Below are 16,528 nucleotides of genomic sequence, written 5' to 3'. Positions count from 1 at the left end.
GGAAATTCTCATGGTTAAAAATGCATTACAGGCACAATTGTTAAAGGCAGGCTTGGTCGATAATAAAAAAGCCAAAAAACTGTCTAAACAGGCTGTACATGAAAAACGCACAGGTGACAGTAAAGAAGCCGAAATCAAGGCCAAGATTGAGCAGGACAAACAGGAAAAGCTGGCTAAAGACCAAGCCATTGAACAGGCGAAAAAAGCCCAGTTGCAGGAAAAAGAACTCAAAGCTGCCATCATGCAGATGATTAACCAGCATAAAATCCGCGATACGGATGGCGAAATTAGTTATCAGTTTATTGATGACAGCAAGATCAAGAAAGTTTATATCAACCAGCAGATTTATAATGCACTGGTCGCTGGCAGTCTGGTGATTGCACGTGAAAATGAGAGTTATGCCTTCCTGCCTAAAGCTCTGGCGGATCGCATCAATTCAAAAATGGAAGGCTTTATCATCGTGAATAATTCAGAGAAAAATGAAGAAACTACTGATGAAGAAGATCCATATGCAGCTTATGTGATTCCTGATGATTTAATGTGGTAAACACATTTTCCTTAAAAGAAAAGCATAAATAAAAAAACCGGCATACTTGCCGGTTTTTTTAATCTGTTTCATTAAGTCTATGTCAGCTTGTCTTTTGCATATTCTTGTTTTAATAGATAGCAAATTTCACTCAATTCAAATCCTATGTGGAAACTTCAGATTTCATATAACAGGCTTTAAATGAAAGCGCTAATAACTAAAATTTAGTCTGTAAATATTCAATAAATCCCTCAATTTTCTTAATCACGTATAAGCAGATATGCAAAGGACTCACGTTATTTTGCTGAGCTTTTTCTACCCTATACTTTGCTCTTTCTAAGAGTGCTATTACATAATGTATAGAGCTTTTAAGAATTTTTTCGTATCTTTTTTTGAATACAAGTAACAATCAATTTTTTCAAAAGATTCATCATTAACCACTATCTCTAATATAGTGTTATTAATTTCATGGCTTATTGATTGCTCAATATGTTCCAGTTCATAGGAATGTAAGCTTGTGCTATAACTATTTGAAGATTTTTCATTTTTAATGATTAAGATTATATGATTTTAATCCTAGCACTATCCCCTAAAAAAAGTAAGTATATAAAATGTAAAATAAACATTAAGTTATGTTGAACTAACATAATAAACGCTATACCAAATTCTTTAATTCACTCTGACCTTTTTTAATTTTTTAAAGTTTAAAAAGAAGCATAGGAATACCAAGTTAGGCTGTTCTATCGATTTTTCACATTTCCTAGCCATTAACCAATCAATTTTCATTGATCTATTCAATCTGAATTAACCTCAAGGAAAAAAATACTGTTCCGATAAAATAAAAACAAATGCCTGAATAGTGATTAAGTTTGCAGCCTCTAAGAAAGATATGTTTTAAAAGGTTATCCAAGATTAAAAAATTGCGTTTAAACCTATAAACTCTAACAAATTTTTTGAGTTAAAGAGAAAGATCAGTTGGAACAGTTTAATTTTATTCAGAATATTCGAGATTGGGCCGATCAGTACCCATGGCTGGAAATGTTATCTTCACTGAGTATTGTGATTTTACTGGCCATCCTTGCCAATGTGTTTGCCAAACAGATTGTCGTACGCGGTATTCGTCAACTGATTTCCAAAATGCCCTTTGCCAATAATCAGATTTTTGCTGAACATAGTGTGATTCGCCGGATTTCCAATATTGTTCCGGCAATCGTGATCATGAACGGGATTACCACTGTCCCGCATTTATCCGATAAGGTGCAAACCTTTGTGCAAATGGGTGCTCAGGCGTTTATTTTCCTGACCATTGCTCTGGCACTCGGTGAGTTACTGAATATCTTTAACCTGATTTATCAGCGTAATCCCAAGTCACGCAACAAGCCGATTAAAGGTTATTTACAGCTGGTCAAGCTGATCATCTTCATTGTTTGTGGCTTGATGATTTTAGGCACTTTCCTGAAAAAAGATGTATTCACCTTGCTCGCTGGCTTTGGTGCGATGGCCGCTGTCCTGATGCTGGTCTTTCAAAATACGATTCTGTCACTGGTGGCTTCGGTTCAGATTTCATCTTATGACATGGTACGTATTGGTGACTGGATTGAAATGCCGACCCTAAATGCCGATGGTGATGTCATTGATATGTCATTACATACAGTGACTGTGCAGAACTTTGACAAGACTGTGACCACGATTCCGACCAATAAACTGGTGACTGATACCTTTAAAAACTGGCGCGGCATGCAGGAAGCGGGTGCCCGCCGGATCAAACGTTCAATTCATATTGATCAAACCAGCGTACATTTCATGACGGCTGAAGAACAGAACAAGCTGAAAAATTTTATCCTGCTGGATCAATATCTGAATACCAAATCAGAAGAACTAGAGAAGTTTAACCAGCAGCTCCAGCATCATTCACAATACAACCAGCGCCGTCTGACCAATTTAGGAACGTTCCGCGCTTATCTGGAATTTTATCTGCAACAGCATCCGGGTATTGCCAAAGATTTCTCATTGATGGTGCGTCAGTTACAACCGACCAGCGAAGGTTTGCCACTGGAAATTTATGCTTTCACCAATACGACGGTTTGGGCAGAGTATGAGAATATCCAGTCAGATATCATGGACCATATTCTGGCGATTATTCCGGAATTTGGATTGAAAGTTTATCAGGCGCCTTCTGGAAGTGATTTTAAAGAATCTTTTAACGCGAGTTCTTCATCTCCGATTATCACTTAAACTAACCTCTTAACTTAAGCCCGACATAATCTCTATTTCGGGCTTTTTTATTCTCAGTATTTAAAACGATTTCAAGCTCTTATTTTTAGTTTTCATATCAGCTGGCATAAATCTGGCATGAGTTTCTGCTCTGCAACCTAAAGTTTGATTTAGTTAAACATTTGTGGCAATTTCACTCAAATTCAGACTTCAAAAAGCAGAATCCTTTATAATCCTCGCAAAGAAAATACATGATAAGAGTACGTTAATGTTTCGATGGCTTGAACGGCTGGTAGACCCCTATCCCACCAAAAACCTGAATCAACCTTTACCCACCAGGTTTTTCCCCTTTGTCTGGCAAGCAGCTTATGGGGTACGCCGTTATTTGCTGATTCTAGTATTGTGTACCGCAGGTGCAGCCAGTTTTGAGGCCTTACTGTATTCAAAAATTGGTGATCTGGTGAACTGGTTGAGTCAAAGTCAGCCAGAGACTTTTTTAGATCAACATGCCAGCAACCTGACCTTATTGAGTATTATCTTGCTGGCCAATATCCTGTTTGCCAGTGCCCAGTCCCTGATCAAGCATCAGATTTTATACAGTAATTTCCCGATGCGTCTGCGTTGGCGCTTCCATAATTTATTGCTCAAACAGAGTTTGGACTTCTTCCATAATGATTTTGCCGGACGTTTATCGGCCAAAGTCATGCAAACGGCGCTGGCGATCCGGGAATTCTGGGTCATTTTGGGCGATATGTTGGCTTATGTGCTGATTTATTTCGTCACAATTAATATTGTTTTGGGTGCCATTTCACCCTTACTTATCTTGCCGCTTATGGTCTGGCTATTCTTGTTTATTTGTGCTGCTTGCTATTTCATTCCAAGATTAAGCAAAATTTCATCCTTACAAGCGGATGCGCGTGCAGTCATGACCGGACGTGTGACTGATGCCTATACCAATATTCAGACCGTAAAATTGTTTGCGCATGCGGGTCGTGAAAGCCAGTATGCCAAATCCTCTATGCAGGAATTTATGGTTACGGTGTATAAGCAAATGCGTCTGGGCGCTCAATACGAAATCAGCATTCTGATGCTGAGTGTTGTGCTATATGCAGGTGTGCTGGGTACTGCAATCTGGCTCTGGATGCAAGGTCAAGCGCAGCTTGGGATTATTGCAGCCACTACAGCGATGGTATTAAAGCTGAATAGTATTGCCGAGTTCATGATGTGGCAGACCTCTGCCCTGTTTGAAAATGTCGGTACCATTCAGGACGGGATGAAAACTCTAGGTCGTCGGATCAATATTCAAGACAAAGAAGATGCGAAAGAACTGGAGCTAAAACACGGTGAGATTAAATTTGATAATGTCACTTTTGCCTATAATGAAAAACCGGTCATTGACCAGTTTAATCTGACCATTCGCCCAGGTGAAAAAATCGGCATCGTGGGGCGTTCTGGAGCTGGTAAATCGACCCTGATTCAATTGCTATTGCATTTCTATCATCTGAATCAGGGCCGTATTCTGATTGATGATCAGGATATTGCCGATGTCACTCAGGACAGTTTGCGTAAAAATATTGCGCTGGTCACTCAGGATACGTCTTTGCTGCATCGTACCGTAGCTGAAAATATCAAATACGGTCGTCCGGATGCAACTGATGAAGAGATGTTTGAAGCTGTACGCAAGGCCAAAGCAGAAGAATTTATTCCGAATCTGACTGATTTGCGTGGCCGTAGAGGCTATGACGCCTATGTAGGTGAACGTGGCGTGAAGCTTTCTGGTGGACAGCGCCAACGTATTGCCATTTCCCGGGTATTCTTGAAAGATGCACCGATTCTGATTCTGGATGAAGCCACCAGTGCTCTGGATTCTGAGGTTGAAGCGGCTATTCAGAATAGTCTGGATGACTTGATGCAAGGCAAAACGGTTATTGCGATTGCGCATCGTCTTTCTACCATTGCGCAGATGGATCGTCTGATTGTGATGGATCAAGGTAAAATTGCCGAGCAAGGTACGCATGATGAACTGGTGGCCTTAAACGGAATCTATGCGCAGCTATGGCAGCGTCAAACCGGCGGGTTCTTGGTACAGCAACATGCCAAAACTGATAACTTACACGAAGCATAATCGCTCTATTCAGTAGTAGCTAAGCTCTACAACAGAAACCGAAGCATTCTATTTGAGTCACTTGAATAGCCATGCTTCGGTTTGCTTTTATGGGAATATCAACTATTCCACAAGCATTTTTAAATTCCAGATTATTCAAAAAACAGCCCTATTCTGAATTAATAGAAATCTGTAGGCTTAAAATTAAATCCCTAAAATATCTCTGGTTTACATTGATTTCCAACTTTAAGTTGAGCTACTCTGCTTGAAGTTGATTAAAATCTGCTTGTGGAAATTGCCACAGCTTTGTCCAACAATTTTTATCAAGAAAATGGCTTTTTCATGCCAATATGAAGTGAAAATAAAAAAATTTGAATGAGTGCAACGGATCGCGCATGAAAACAATAGCTCCACGCCAAGACCAAGGTATTCCAGGTGTATACGGTCTCTTGCTTCTCGATGTCATTTCCCGCTGGGGGTATAATAATGAGTCGCTTTTTAAGCCTTTTGGCCTGACCAGTGAACAGTTGGCAGATCCTGATTACCGTATTCCGACCCCTGTGGCCAATGAACTGGTCAAGCATGCCCTGAAGCTCACTGGTGAACCGACACTGGGTTATCACTTAGGTACCCAGATGCGGATTTCGATTCATGGCTTTATCGGTTATGCCATCATGACGGCGAATAATATTACCGAAGCTCTGGTGCTAGCGAACCGATTCATTCAGTTACGTTTACCCTTCCTGCAGCTATTTTTCTCGACCTTTGGCGCTAAGGCAACCGTACAGTTGCAAACTGATATTCAGCTGGAACCGCTTCGCACCGAAATTTCAATTGCCCTGATGATTGGCCTGATCAGTATGGCCAAAGCCATTACCGGGGTTAACGATGCAACCGGTGAAATCGACTTTGATTTCAAAAAACCGGAAGGTTTTGAGCGCTTCATGGCGAAATTTCCTACGCATCAGTTCCGTTTTGAACAGCCGCATTTAATTTTAAGCTTTGATAAAAGCTACCTGATGAACAAGTTGGTACACGCTGATCCGATTGCTAGCCAGATTGCGATTAACCAGTGTGAAGCTGAATTATCGGCACTTGGTGAACGGCACCGGATTGCCATGCGGGTACGGGATATTCTGACTCATTCCGAACAGCATTATCTGAGTATTGAAAGCGTAGCTGAACGGCTGCATATGTCGGATCGAACCTTAAAGCGTCAGTTGGCCGCTGAAGGTACTTCTTTCTCTACGCTAGTGGATGAAGTGCGCTACCGGCATGCCACTTCCTTATTATCCCGTACAGACTTTACTCTGGAGCAGATCGCTGATGAACTTGGCTATAGTGATGTGGCCAATTTTAGTCGGGCGTTTAAGCGCTGGAGTGGTCGTAGCCCGAGCAACTGGCGTAAAGATCCTTATTTATAAGCACGGATAAACCTTTTGTTTTGGCCAAAAAGAATGTATAAAACATATCAAAAATGATCTTAAGATTTTTAGGGAGTTATCAATGAATCATCCTTCAGAATTAAAGTACGCAAGTACGCATGAATGGGTACGCATTGAGGGTGATCTTGTTGTGACCGGTATTTCCGACCATGCACAGGATGCATTAGGTGATCTGGTTTATGTAGAAGCACCAGATCTTGACTCACATATTACTGCGGGCGAACAGGCTGGCGTGGTTGAATCAGTGAAAACTGCTTCTGATATTCATGCACCTGTCTCTGGTACAGTGGTTGAAATCAATGCTGCGCTTGAAGATGATCCTGACTTCATTAATGATGACCCGTATGGCAAAGGCTGGATCTATAAAATCAAACCGGACAATATGGCAGATGTAGAAAAGCTATTGTCTAATACAGAATATGAAGCTGGCCTATAAGCTACTTTGATTTAGTATGGAAAAATAAGAATCAGCCTGCGGGCTGATTTTTTTACGCATTGAAAACTTCGTATTTAAAGCTCACCATCAAATACAATGTATTTATATCGGAATTTTATTGTATTTTTCACACATTTTTCTTAAAGTCTTTGCTGTACCTGCTATCACTCGCATCAGATAGCTCAGGCTGCTTTATAAAAATAATATTCATGCTCATCGCAGCATTTCCCTATAGATCAATTTAGGAAAATTATGAAATCCAATCTATTGCCTTTATGGACCAAGCCTTTTGTGCTGTGTCTGGCCAATAACCTGTTTTTATTTATTTTCTATTTTGCACAAACCACGATTTTACCGATTTATATCCTGAAAGAATTAGGCGGAAACTTAGCCCAAGCTGGTCTGGCCATGACCTTGTTCATGATTTCAGCGATTGCTGTACGACCATTTAGTGGCCTAATTATTGAAAAATTGGGTATCCGTAAAACCCTGATTGTTTCTGGAATCTTTTTCAGTCTATTTTCCCTAGCCTACCTGCTTGCCGATCAGTTGACGACCTTATTTATCATCCGTTTTTTGCATGGGATCTGGTTTAGTATTTTGACTACCGTCTGTGTCCCTGTAGTAAATCAGTTTATTCCAGAACAGCGTAAAGGCGAAGGCATGGGCTATTACGTCATGTCAGTCAATCTGGGTATTGTTCTAGGACCATTGATTGGCTTAAGTCTGATTGAATACTGGTCTTATTTTCAGATCACAACGCTGCTTATTGCATTAGTTTTTATCGGATTTGCTTTCTGCTTAATGATTCCGGTCAAAGAGCCTGAGCACATCATTCAAACTATTCCTGAGAAAAAAGGACTGGTGTTGTCTGATGTTGTAGAAAAGAAAGCATTGCCTGTTGCTGTTCTGGCAGCTCTGATTTCTTTCTCTTATGCCAGCATCATGTCTTTTATTGCACCTTTTGCTGCCAGTAAAAACCTGATGGCTTATGCCAGTTTATTCTTTGTCGTATTCGCCATTTCCATGATGAGTTTACGTCCGATTACCGGAAAAATTTACGATCGCAAAGGTCCACAATATGTGATTTATCCTGCGCTACTCATCTTTAGCTTAGGACTCTTTTTACTCAGTCAGATTCAGACGTTGGGGGGATTCCTGCTGGCTGCGGTATTGATTGGTATCGGTTTTGGCAGCGCACAACCTTGCATTCAAACACTGGCCATTCAACGTGCACCGAAACACCGGATTGGTTATGCTACTTCGACCTTTTATACCTTCTATGATGTAGGAATTGCGGTCGGTTCGCTACTGATTGGGGCGCTTATTGCGACTTATAGTTATCAGTTCGCCTTTATTCTCTGTAGTTTACTCACCTTATGCAGTATTGTTTACTTTAAACTGGTCGTTCAAGTTAAGACTGCCTAATACAAGTTAATATCTAAATATAATAAAAAAACAGGCAGATGAACTGCCTGTTTTAATTCTGACACGAAGATGTATTTATTCAGATGCTGAAGTATTTTCCTGTTCTTTTTCTTCAGCTTTCGGTTCTTGCATCATCGTGAATTGTGTTGCTTCTCCAGCAGCAGGATTATCCTGGCGGTTGCTTTTCAGCTTGATCTGTAAACGTAATTCATTAGTCGAATCAGCATTACGCAATGCTTCCTCATAAGAAATCGCACCCTCGTTATACAGGTCAAATAAGGCCTGATCGAAAGTCTGCATGCCCAGTTCACGAGATTTGCCCATAATGGCTTTCAGCTCATGAAACTCACCTTTTAGAATCAGATCAGAAATCAAAGGTGTATTTAACATGATTTCAATTGCAGCCCGACGCCCTTTTCCATCCTGAGTACGAATCAGACGCTGGGAAATAATCGCCTTCATATTCGAAGATAAATCCATTAATAACTGATTACGGCGTTCTTCCGGGAAGAAGTTAATAATCCGGTCCAAAGTCTGGTTAGCATTATTGGAATGCAGTGTACCCAGACATAAATGTCCGGTTTCAGCAAAGGCAATTGCGTGTTCCATGGTTTCGGTATCCCGAATCTCACCGATCAGAATTACATCGGGGGCCTGACGCAAGGTATTTTTCAGCGCATTGTGCCAGGAATGGCAATCGACTCCAACTTCACGGTGAGTAATCATGGATTTCTTGTGTTTATGTACATATTCCACCGGATCTTCCACGGTAATGATATGCCCCGCCGAATTTTCATTGCGGTAGTCAATCATCGCTGCCAGAGAGGTCGATTTACCTGAACCCGTTCCTCCTACAACCAGTACCAGACCGCGTTTTTCCATAATCACGTGTTTCAATGATTCTGGTAATTTCAGTTTCTGGAAATTTGGAATTTCTGCCGTAATGGTCCGGATTACCATCCCGACCTGAAGCTGTTGTACAAAAACATTTACCCGGAAGCGCGATACACCCGGTACAGTAATCGCGAAGTTACATTCTAGTTCAGCTTCAAACTCTTGACGCTGTTTATCATTCATCAAGCTATAAGCAAACAGTTTGGTTTTTTCAGCAGTAAGAATTTGTTGTCCAAAGGGCTTCATTAAGCCCTGATGTTTAATACTCGGTGGAAAATCTGAGGTAATAAATAAGTCTGAGCCCCCATATTCCACTACTTTGGTCAGCATGTGATGCATGAATTTTTTTGCTTCGTCCAACAGTTCTGCCGTGAACATTCTCTTCCCCTGGAAATACACAATTACATGAATTTAAATGCTTGATTCATGCCAATATCATTTGATTTTTATTGTGCAGCGTTTTTTTTAAAGCCTCAAACAGATTTGATTTATAAAGAAAATATTTTTTAAAATTTATATGATGTAGTTCAATTAAATATCAATTAAGTAGACATATATTGCCTTTTAAAACCTATTTCATTTTAAAAGAATATTACAATGAAAAAGATCATATTCAGGATAAATGCAAGACGGTGAAACTGAATTCACCAGGCAAGTAAGGATAAAATTAAAAAATTAGATAGGTGGCCTAAAACTGCCTTGCTTAAAAGCCACCATTAAAGAAGATTTATGACTCAGTTCTATTGAACTGAATAGTAGTCTGTTTATTAAAAAGCCAAGATTAATCAGGAGAAAGTGCACGCGATCTGGACTGTTCCAGAAGTGAAATCTGTGCATTTTCTGCCTGTAAAACAGGATTAATACGACTGCTCTTCAGCTTGATTTGCAAACGTAATTCATTGCTGGAGTCTGCATTACGCAAGGCTTCTTCATAAGAAATAATGCCTTGGTTATATAAATCAAATAATGCCTGATCAAAGGTTTGCATGCCCAGTTCCCGCGAACGAGCCATAATCGTTTTAAGTTCATGGAATTCACCTTTACGAATCAGGTCAGAAACTAAAGGAGTATTTTGCAGAATTTCTACCGCAGCCCGACGACCTTTACCATCTTCAGTGCGAATTAGCCGCTGAGAAATCACGGCTTTGATATTAGCTGATAAATCTAGCAGTAACTGATTACGGCGTTCTTCTGGAAAGAAGTTAATAATCCGGTCCAGTGCCTGATCGGCATTATTAGAATGGAGTGTTGCAAGACATAAATGGCCAGATTCAGCAAAGGCAATTGCATGCTCCATACTGTCTGTATCCCTGATTTCGCCAATCACGATAACGTCAGGTGCCTGCCGCATGGTATTAATCAGTGCATTGTGCCAGGAAACGCAATCTACACCAATTTCACGCTGGGTGATCATCGAGTTTTTATGCTGATAGACATATTCCACCGGGTCTTCGATCGTAATAATATGCCCTTCAGTATGAGTATTACGATAATCAATCATGGCTGCCAATGTAGTCGATTTCCCGACACCCGTTGCACCAACTACCAGCACCAAACCACGTTTCTGCATGATGACCTGTTGCAATGAAGCTGGTAAGCCTAACTGCTCAAAGCTTGGAATATCTGTCGTAATGACCCGAATCACCATGCCTACATTGTGCTGTTGCTGGAAGACATTAACCCGGAAGCGCGACACGCCCGGGATGCTAATACTAAAATTGCATTCCATCACCGATTCAAATTCCTGAATCTGTCGCTCATTCATCAAGGCATAAGCAAACAAACGGGTCTTATCGGCTGTGAGTTTCTGCTGGCCAAACGGTTTCATTAACCCTTGCTGTTTGATACTGGGCGGGAAATCAGCTGTAATAAAAAGATCGGAACCACCATATTCAACGACTTTGGTCAGCATATGGTGCATAAATTTACGTGCTTCATCGAGCAATTCAGTTGTATACATAGCAAGCTTCCTAGGATCATTACTCATCCGCTGTTTAAAAACAGTATCAGGCTGACCTCTAATAAATTATTGTTATTGTTTATTTTTTTAAATTAATTATTTTTTATGAATTTTTTAAAATCGTTTTAATACTCATTGTTTTAATTTTCAAAATATCGAATTGTTGCTTTCAGCATTTAGAAAAATACTTCTGAACAACCATATCCGATCATAATATCTTTCCTCAACGAATTGAGGAAAGATAAGATCGTGAGTTTAAGCGCTACGCTTTAAACTTTCGCATCGCAGTGAATCAGCCATATTTAACAATAATTGCTCGGTTTTTGTCCAGCCCAGACATCCATCAGTCACTGACTGGCCGTAAACCATATCTTCAGAGATTTTCTGATTGCCATCGACCAGATGACTTTCGAGCATTACACCCCGCACATTGCTGTGCAAACGTTCAGCGACGATTTGCTCCAGCACTTCAGGTTGTAGCATTGGGTTTTTTGAACTATTACCATGACTGCAATCAATAACCAGGGCCGGCAAATCGGTTGAGTGTTTCGCTTTAATTTTTTCAATTTCAGACAACTGGTAGTTCGGACCACTATTTGAACCACGCAGGATCAAATGTGCTTTTGGATTCCCTTTTGAGCTCAGGATACACGGCAGACCCGATTGGCTCATGCCCATGAACTGATGTGGATTGGAAGCTGACTGAATAGCATCAAGAGCAATTTGAATCGAACCATCTGTCCCATTTTTGAAACCGATGCTGTACGGCATATGGCTGGAAATTTCACGGTGAATTTGTGATTCACTGGTACGCGCGCCAATCGCACCCCAGGCCAATAGATCATCGAAATACGCCGTTGCCATTGGACTTAAGATCTCTGAGGCAATCGGCAGGCTCATGCCAATCAGTTTTAGGTACAGTGCACGAGATTTTTCCAGACCCAATTGCATATTGGATGAGCCATCGAGTTCTGGGTCATACAGGAAGCCTTTCCAGCCTACGGTGGTACGTGGTTTTTCAATATAGGCCCGCATAACCAGGAAAATTTGATCAGAAACCTGTTCCTGAAGCTGTTTTAATTTTTCTGCATATTCCAGTGCGGAAGCTTCATCATGAATGGAACATGGTCCGGTAATCACCATTAAACGGTGATCTTTACCCTCTAAAATATTTTGAATAATTTGACGCTGTTCAGCGACTTGTACAGCCAATTGCGGAGACAGTGGCAATTGCTGCTTAAGCTGCTGTGGTAAAGCTAAAATGGTTTCTGTTTGATGTTGTTGTGATGTATGTGCAATATTCATGACTTTAAATCCTGGGACTGGCAATCAGTCCAAACTTTTATTTGAGCGTTATGGGTCTAATCGAAGATGTCGAAAGCGTCATTAGCTGGCTAAAGTAAGACCAATAAAAGTTGCTAAAGTATGAATAGTTAAAGTTTGTCATGGCTGTCTCCAAAAAATTGTTAAATCACATGCATAAAAAAACCTGATCAGGGTTGCCGATCAGGTATTAACTGGTGGGCAACCTTTTCATTGCCCAAACGCATTCAGGCAATTATCTAAACTGCCAGAAATAAAAATAAGCGTTTGAAATGATAGGTTGCTTTAACATGTTTATGTCTTTCATAAAAATGTGAATCTGAAATTAAAATACGCGCTCTATCCAGTTTTGACAAGTAGTAAATATAAAAAAATATTTATCAGTATTTATACTTTTACTTATCGCCCTAGAATTCTAACCTTTCAGATATTAATAATGGACAAAGTCGTGACGGTCAGCAGACTTTGCCCATTTCCTTAAAACCAAGAGCATATTAGATCTTGGTTTTGGCATTTGCAATTAACGGGTTACGCGATTCCATGCATCACGTACTGCAAATTTTGCCTGTTCCCAGTTCAAGCGTGACTGGCCTTTTGCCTGTTCCCATTTTACTTTCAGATCGCTTTCTACATCTTCAAAACGGGTATTGGCATCATATGCCCCACGGTTTTCATAACCGACACGATAGGCCGCATCATAGTCACGATCGTAATCTAAATCGCTATACGTGGTACGGGCATCTGAATAATAAGGGGTTTCAACAGCATTATCTCGCCAGAAAGCTGCTTCTTCAGTCGGGTTCACAGCTTCGCCTACGCCTTTACCTGCGAGACCACCGACCACTGCCCCAACAACACCGCCTACTGCTGCACCGACCGGACCGCCTGCTGCACCGACTGCTGCACCTGCAGCTGCACCACCGGCGGCACCTACGCCTGTGCCAATAGGATGTGCACCTGGCTCGCCGCTAATTGGATCGGCGTTTAAATCATCACGGACATCTTTAGGAGAATTTTTAATACGATCAAATCTATCATTCGACATAGAGCTTATCCTTATTCTTTAAAATGATTCTTAAACATGGTTTTAATCGCGTCTATCGATACGCTTCTATTCACTATAAGCATCTGGCATGTAATGACCTTAGAAGCCTTGTGTTTTTTAGGTAAAGCTCTGTGGTGCTTTGATAGGCAAATGTATCTGATATACCTTAATTATTAAAATAAAAAGGCCGGTGTTCACCGGCCTTTATGAAGTTTAAATCGCTAAATCATCTTAATCAAAATGAATCACGCTACGGATCGACTTGCCTTCATGCATCAAATCAAAGGCTTCATTGATCTGTTCTAATGGCATCGTATGTGTCACAAATGGTTCTAATTGAATTTCGCCTTTCATGGCCTGCTCAACCATGCCCGGTAATTGAGAACGACCTTTAACACCACCAAATGCCGTACCCATCCATTTACGACCAGTCACTAACTGGAATGGACGAGTCGAGATTTCTTTACCTGCACCTGCTACGCCAATAATCACAGACTGACCCCAGCCACGGTGTGCACATTCTAGTGCTGAACGCATTACGTCGACATTACCAATACATTCAAAAGAGTGGTCTACGCCCCAACCGGTCATTTCCACAATCACTTGCTGAATTGGCTTGTCATAGTCTTTTGGATTCACAAAATCAGTAGCGCCAAACTGTTTAGCCAGTTCGAATTTATCTGGATTGGTATCCACGGCAATAATACGGCCGGCTTTGGCCTGGCGAGCACCTTGTACAACTGCAAGACCAATACCGCCTAAGCCAAATACAGCGACGCTATCGCCTTCCTGTACTTTAGCAGTGTTATGTACTGCACCAATACCTGTAGTCACGCCACAGCCTAATAAACACACTTGCTCATGGTTAGCTTCAGGGTTAATTTTCGCCAGAGAAACTTCTGCAACGACTGTATATTCAGAGAACGTTGAACAGCCCATATAATGATAAATCGGCTGGCCATTATAAGAAAAACGGGTAGTTCCATCTGGCATTACACCTTTACCCTGAGTCGCACGAACCGCTACACACAGGTTGGTCTTACCCGATTTACAGAACAGACATTCACCACATTCTGCTGTGTAAAGTGGAATCACATGATCACCCGGTTTCAGACTCGTCACGCCTTCACCTACCTCAACGACCACACCCGCGCCTTCATGGCCTAAAATGGCTGGAAATACGCCTTCCGGATCATCACCAGACAAGGTAAATGCATCGGTATGACATACGCCAGTATGGCTAATTTTTACCAGTACTTCACCTGCTTTTGGTGGAGCAACATCTACTTCCACAATTTCTAATGGCTGACCTGGGCCAAATGCAACCGCTGCACGTGATTTCATGTAAAACGATCCTTTTATTACTGATTTACAGATGGTTAACAGTAACCTCTTTCTATTCGGAGATTCAACCATTAACATCACAAGTTGAGGAATAAAACCCCTATAACTAATGGAACATCAATGACTAAGCCCTCGTCAATTACATGTTTAAGTATTTTTGTTTTTAGCCTGACTATTTCTGGCTGTGAATTAGCTCCCAATACAGCAAAAGAAGAAGCTATTACTCCAGTACAATCGACCCACTGGATCAGAGAGGAACAACTGCCACAGATTCAGGAAGGGAAAACGGCTTATCTGCCTTTATATGACGGTTTTATGAGTATGGCGGCAAGGTTATATCTGATTAATCAAGCCAAATACCATCTCGACCTGCAATATTACATCTGGAAAGATGACTATATTGGCAACATGATCCTCTCCCAATTATTAAAAGCCGCAGACCGTGGCGTGAAGGTTCGGGTTCAGATTGATGACCAGAACGGAACTCAACTGGATGATAAGCTGCTGGCCTTAGCCCAGCATCCCAATTTCGAAGTCCGACTATTTAATCCTTATAAATTCCGTCAATTGCGTGCCCTAGATTACGGATTTCGTATGAAATATGTTAATCCGCGCATGCATAACAAACTGATTATTGCGGATAGTACGGCAGCGGTCACGGGTGGTCGGAATATCAGTAGTGAATATTTTGATGCTAGTGAGGATTTTCAGTTTAGCGATGTCGATATTTTCTTTGCCGGGAAACCAGCCCACGATGCGAATCAGACCTTTATCAAATTCTGGAACGATGATCTGAGCTATGATATCCGACAAGTTCTAAATGATTCGGGTAATCCACAACTTTTAAAACGACTAAGAACTGAATTTAAAGAAGATGAAGTCGATAAAAATGAATTGAAACGCCGAGTCGGTATTGCTGAACAGCAGATTGATGAGCAGTTGAGAAAGCGCCCAATCAAATGGGGAAATGCCTATTTTGTTGCCGATGCCCCTTCCAAGGTCCGTCGTAGCGCCCAGAATGGCGATTATATTTATACCCATATGCTGGAACTTATGGGTGAACCCAAAGATCATCTGGAACTGGTTTCTTCTTATTTCATTCCTACTCAGGAAGGTGCGGATTATTTAAGTAAACGTGCCCAACAGGGTGTCAAAATCAGAATTTTAACCAATTCGTTCCAGGCAAATGATGTCGCTTTGGTTCATGCCTATTATCAGCAATACCGTAAACAGCTGCTCAAGAATGGGGTCGAGCTCTGGGAATTCAAACCTTATATTGAACGACCAAAACGGACCTGGTATGAAATTATGACCGGTAATATTATTCCGGCCAAAAATAAGAACAGCTCCAGTCTACATGCCAAATTCTTTGATCTGGATGGCATGGTATTTATCGGTTCCTTTAACTTTGATCCACGCTCTGCCTATTTAAACACTGAAGTCGGTCTGGTGATTGAATCAGATCAACTCCAAGATGAAATTACCAAGTCCTTAAACCAGTATTTACCCAGAATGGCTTATCAGCTGAAGTTAAATAAACAGGGTGAGATCATTTGGCTGGAACATCAGAAAAATGGTTCAGTGATTCAGCATAATCATGACCCTGAAACGACACAATTCCAGCGTTATATGATGAATCTGGCGACAAAATTCCCCGGAGAATGGTTGATGTAATGACAAATACATTGCAATCAAATTACATTTAGTGTGATTTTTCCTTAATTGATAGTTGGCTTTAGATATTTTGGATCTTTATTGGTGATAAGCTGAACAATATAAAATTGACTAAATCTATAAAGCAGGTTTTTA

12 protein-coding genes and 1 pseudogene are annotated in these 16,528 nt (G+C 40.9%); 7 read left to right on the top strand and 6 right to left on the bottom strand.

Annotated features, from left to right (window positions below; all coding sequences use genetic code 11):
• Positions 1–10: 10 nt before the first annotated feature.
• On the top strand, positions 11–547 hold the full coding sequence (locus FTU72_RS06725; protein ID WP_104426088.1) for a DUF2058 domain-containing protein: 537 nt from the start codon (positions 11–13) through the stop codon (positions 545–547).
• Between the two features lie 196 nt (positions 548–743).
• Here FTU72_RS06725 and FTU72_RS16510 read toward each other — a convergent pair.
• Positions 744–1,071: pseudogene (locus FTU72_RS16510) on the bottom strand (hypothetical protein).
• Positions 1,072–1,501: 430 nt separating this feature from the next.
• On the opposite strand from FTU72_RS16510, the gene FTU72_RS06720 reads away from it, so the two are divergent.
• The 5 genes from FTU72_RS06720 (at position 1,502) to FTU72_RS06700 (ending at position 8,153) form a co-directional block, all read left to right on the top strand.
• Positions 1,502–2,761, top strand: a complete 1,260-nt coding sequence (locus tag FTU72_RS06720; protein WP_125278616.1) for a mechanosensitive ion channel family protein — start codon at positions 1,502–1,504, stop codon at positions 2,759–2,761.
• A gap of 247 nt (positions 2,762–3,008) precedes the next feature.
• Positions 3,009–4,865 carry an ABC transporter ATP-binding protein gene (locus tag FTU72_RS06715; RefSeq protein WP_179992608.1) on the top strand — a complete coding sequence of 619 codons (1,857 nt, stop codon included), beginning with the start codon at positions 3,009–3,011 and terminating at the stop codon, positions 4,863–4,865.
• 374 nt (positions 4,866–5,239) lie between these two features.
• Complete coding sequence (locus FTU72_RS06710; RefSeq protein WP_104426084.1) at positions 5,240–6,268, top strand: AraC family transcriptional regulator; 1,029 nt, start codon at positions 5,240–5,242, stop codon at positions 6,266–6,268.
• Between the two features lie 82 nt (positions 6,269–6,350).
• Positions 6,351–6,725: a glycine cleavage system protein GcvH gene (gcvH, locus tag FTU72_RS06705; protein WP_104426083.1), complete on the top strand. Its 375-nt coding sequence runs from the start codon at positions 6,351–6,353 to the stop codon at positions 6,723–6,725.
• 252 nt (positions 6,726–6,977) lie between these two features.
• Entirely contained in the window at positions 6,978–8,153 is a 1,176-nt protein-coding gene (locus FTU72_RS06700) for an MFS transporter (protein ID WP_179992609.1), read from the top strand.
• Between the two features lie 75 nt (positions 8,154–8,228).
• On the opposite strand, the gene FTU72_RS06695 is transcribed toward FTU72_RS06700, so the two are convergent.
• The 5 genes from FTU72_RS06695 to FTU72_RS06675 form a co-directional block, all read right to left on the bottom strand.
• Positions 8,229–9,425: a PilT/PilU family type 4a pilus ATPase gene (locus tag FTU72_RS06695; RefSeq protein ID WP_180031188.1), complete on the bottom strand. Its 1,197-nt coding sequence runs from the start codon at positions 9,423–9,425 to the stop codon at positions 8,229–8,231.
• A gap of 403 nt (positions 9,426–9,828) precedes the next feature.
• Positions 9,829–11,007 (bottom strand): PilT/PilU family type 4a pilus ATPase, encoded by a 1,179-nt coding sequence (locus FTU72_RS06690; RefSeq protein ID WP_180011007.1) that lies wholly within the window; start codon positions 11,005–11,007, stop codon positions 9,829–9,831.
• 255 nt (positions 11,008–11,262) lie between these two features.
• The gene (locus FTU72_RS06685; protein ID WP_180011009.1) at positions 11,263–12,312 is read right to left on the bottom strand and encodes a 3-deoxy-7-phosphoheptulonate synthase; all 1,050 of its coding nucleotides are present in this window, start codon (positions 12,310–12,312) and stop codon (positions 11,263–11,265) included.
• Between the two features lie 538 nt (positions 12,313–12,850).
• Positions 12,851–13,375: a hypothetical protein gene (locus tag FTU72_RS06680; protein WP_159122907.1), complete on the bottom strand. Its 525-nt coding sequence runs from the start codon at positions 13,373–13,375 to the stop codon at positions 12,851–12,853.
• 231 nt (positions 13,376–13,606) lie between these two features.
• Positions 13,607–14,719, bottom strand: coding sequence for an S-(hydroxymethyl)glutathione dehydrogenase/class III alcohol dehydrogenase (locus FTU72_RS06675; protein WP_166138145.1), 1,113 nt, complete (start codon positions 14,717–14,719; stop codon positions 13,607–13,609).
• A 120-nt stretch (positions 14,720–14,839) separates the two neighbouring features.
• On the opposite strand from FTU72_RS06675, the gene FTU72_RS06670 reads away from it, so the two are divergent.
• Entirely contained in the window at positions 14,840–16,393 is a 1,554-nt protein-coding gene (locus FTU72_RS06670; protein WP_180052589.1) for a phospholipase D family protein, read from the top strand.
• Positions 16,394–16,528 lie beyond the last annotated feature (135 nt).

Origin of the sequence: Acinetobacter sp. YH12137, assembly GCF_013418535.1 — a bacterium.
Taxonomy (GTDB): Bacteria; Pseudomonadota; Gammaproteobacteria; order Pseudomonadales; family Moraxellaceae; genus Acinetobacter.
The sequence above is the reverse complement of the archived record's forward strand: the minus strand, read 5'-3'. Positions and strand labels throughout refer to the sequence as shown.

Coding starts and splice junctions, on each gene's coding strand:
- FTU72_RS06725 (WP_104426088.1), top strand. CDS start 11: ATGGTTAAAAATGCATTACAGGCACAATTGTTAAAGGCAGGCTTGGTC.
- FTU72_RS06715 (WP_179992608.1), top strand. CDS start 3,009: ATGTTTCGATGGCTTGAACGGCTGGTAGACCCCTATCCCACCAAAAAC.
- FTU72_RS06710 (WP_104426084.1), top strand. CDS start 5,240: ATGAAAACAATAGCTCCACGCCAAGACCAAGGTATTCCAGGTGTATAC.
- gcvH (WP_104426083.1), top strand. CDS start 6,351: ATGAATCATCCTTCAGAATTAAAGTACGCAAGTACGCATGAATGGGTA.
- FTU72_RS06700 (WP_179992609.1), top strand. CDS start 6,978: ATGAAATCCAATCTATTGCCTTTATGGACCAAGCCTTTTGTGCTGTGT.
- FTU72_RS06695 (WP_180031188.1), bottom strand. CDS start 9,425: ATGTTCACGGCAGAACTGTTGGACGAAGCAAAAAAATTCATGCATCAC.
- FTU72_RS06690 (WP_180011007.1), bottom strand. CDS start 11,007: ATGTATACAACTGAATTGCTCGATGAAGCACGTAAATTTATGCACCAT.
- FTU72_RS06685 (WP_180011009.1), bottom strand. CDS start 12,312: ATGAATATTGCACATACATCACAACAACATCAAACAGAAACCATTTTA.
- FTU72_RS06680 (WP_159122907.1), bottom strand. CDS start 13,375: ATGTCGAATGATAGATTTGATCGTATTAAAAATTCTCCTAAAGATGTC.
- FTU72_RS06675 (WP_166138145.1), bottom strand. CDS start 14,719: ATGAAATCACGTGCAGCGGTTGCATTTGGCCCAGGTCAGCCATTAGAA.
- FTU72_RS06670 (WP_180052589.1), top strand. CDS start 14,840: ATGACTAAGCCCTCGTCAATTACATGTTTAAGTATTTTTGTTTTTAGC.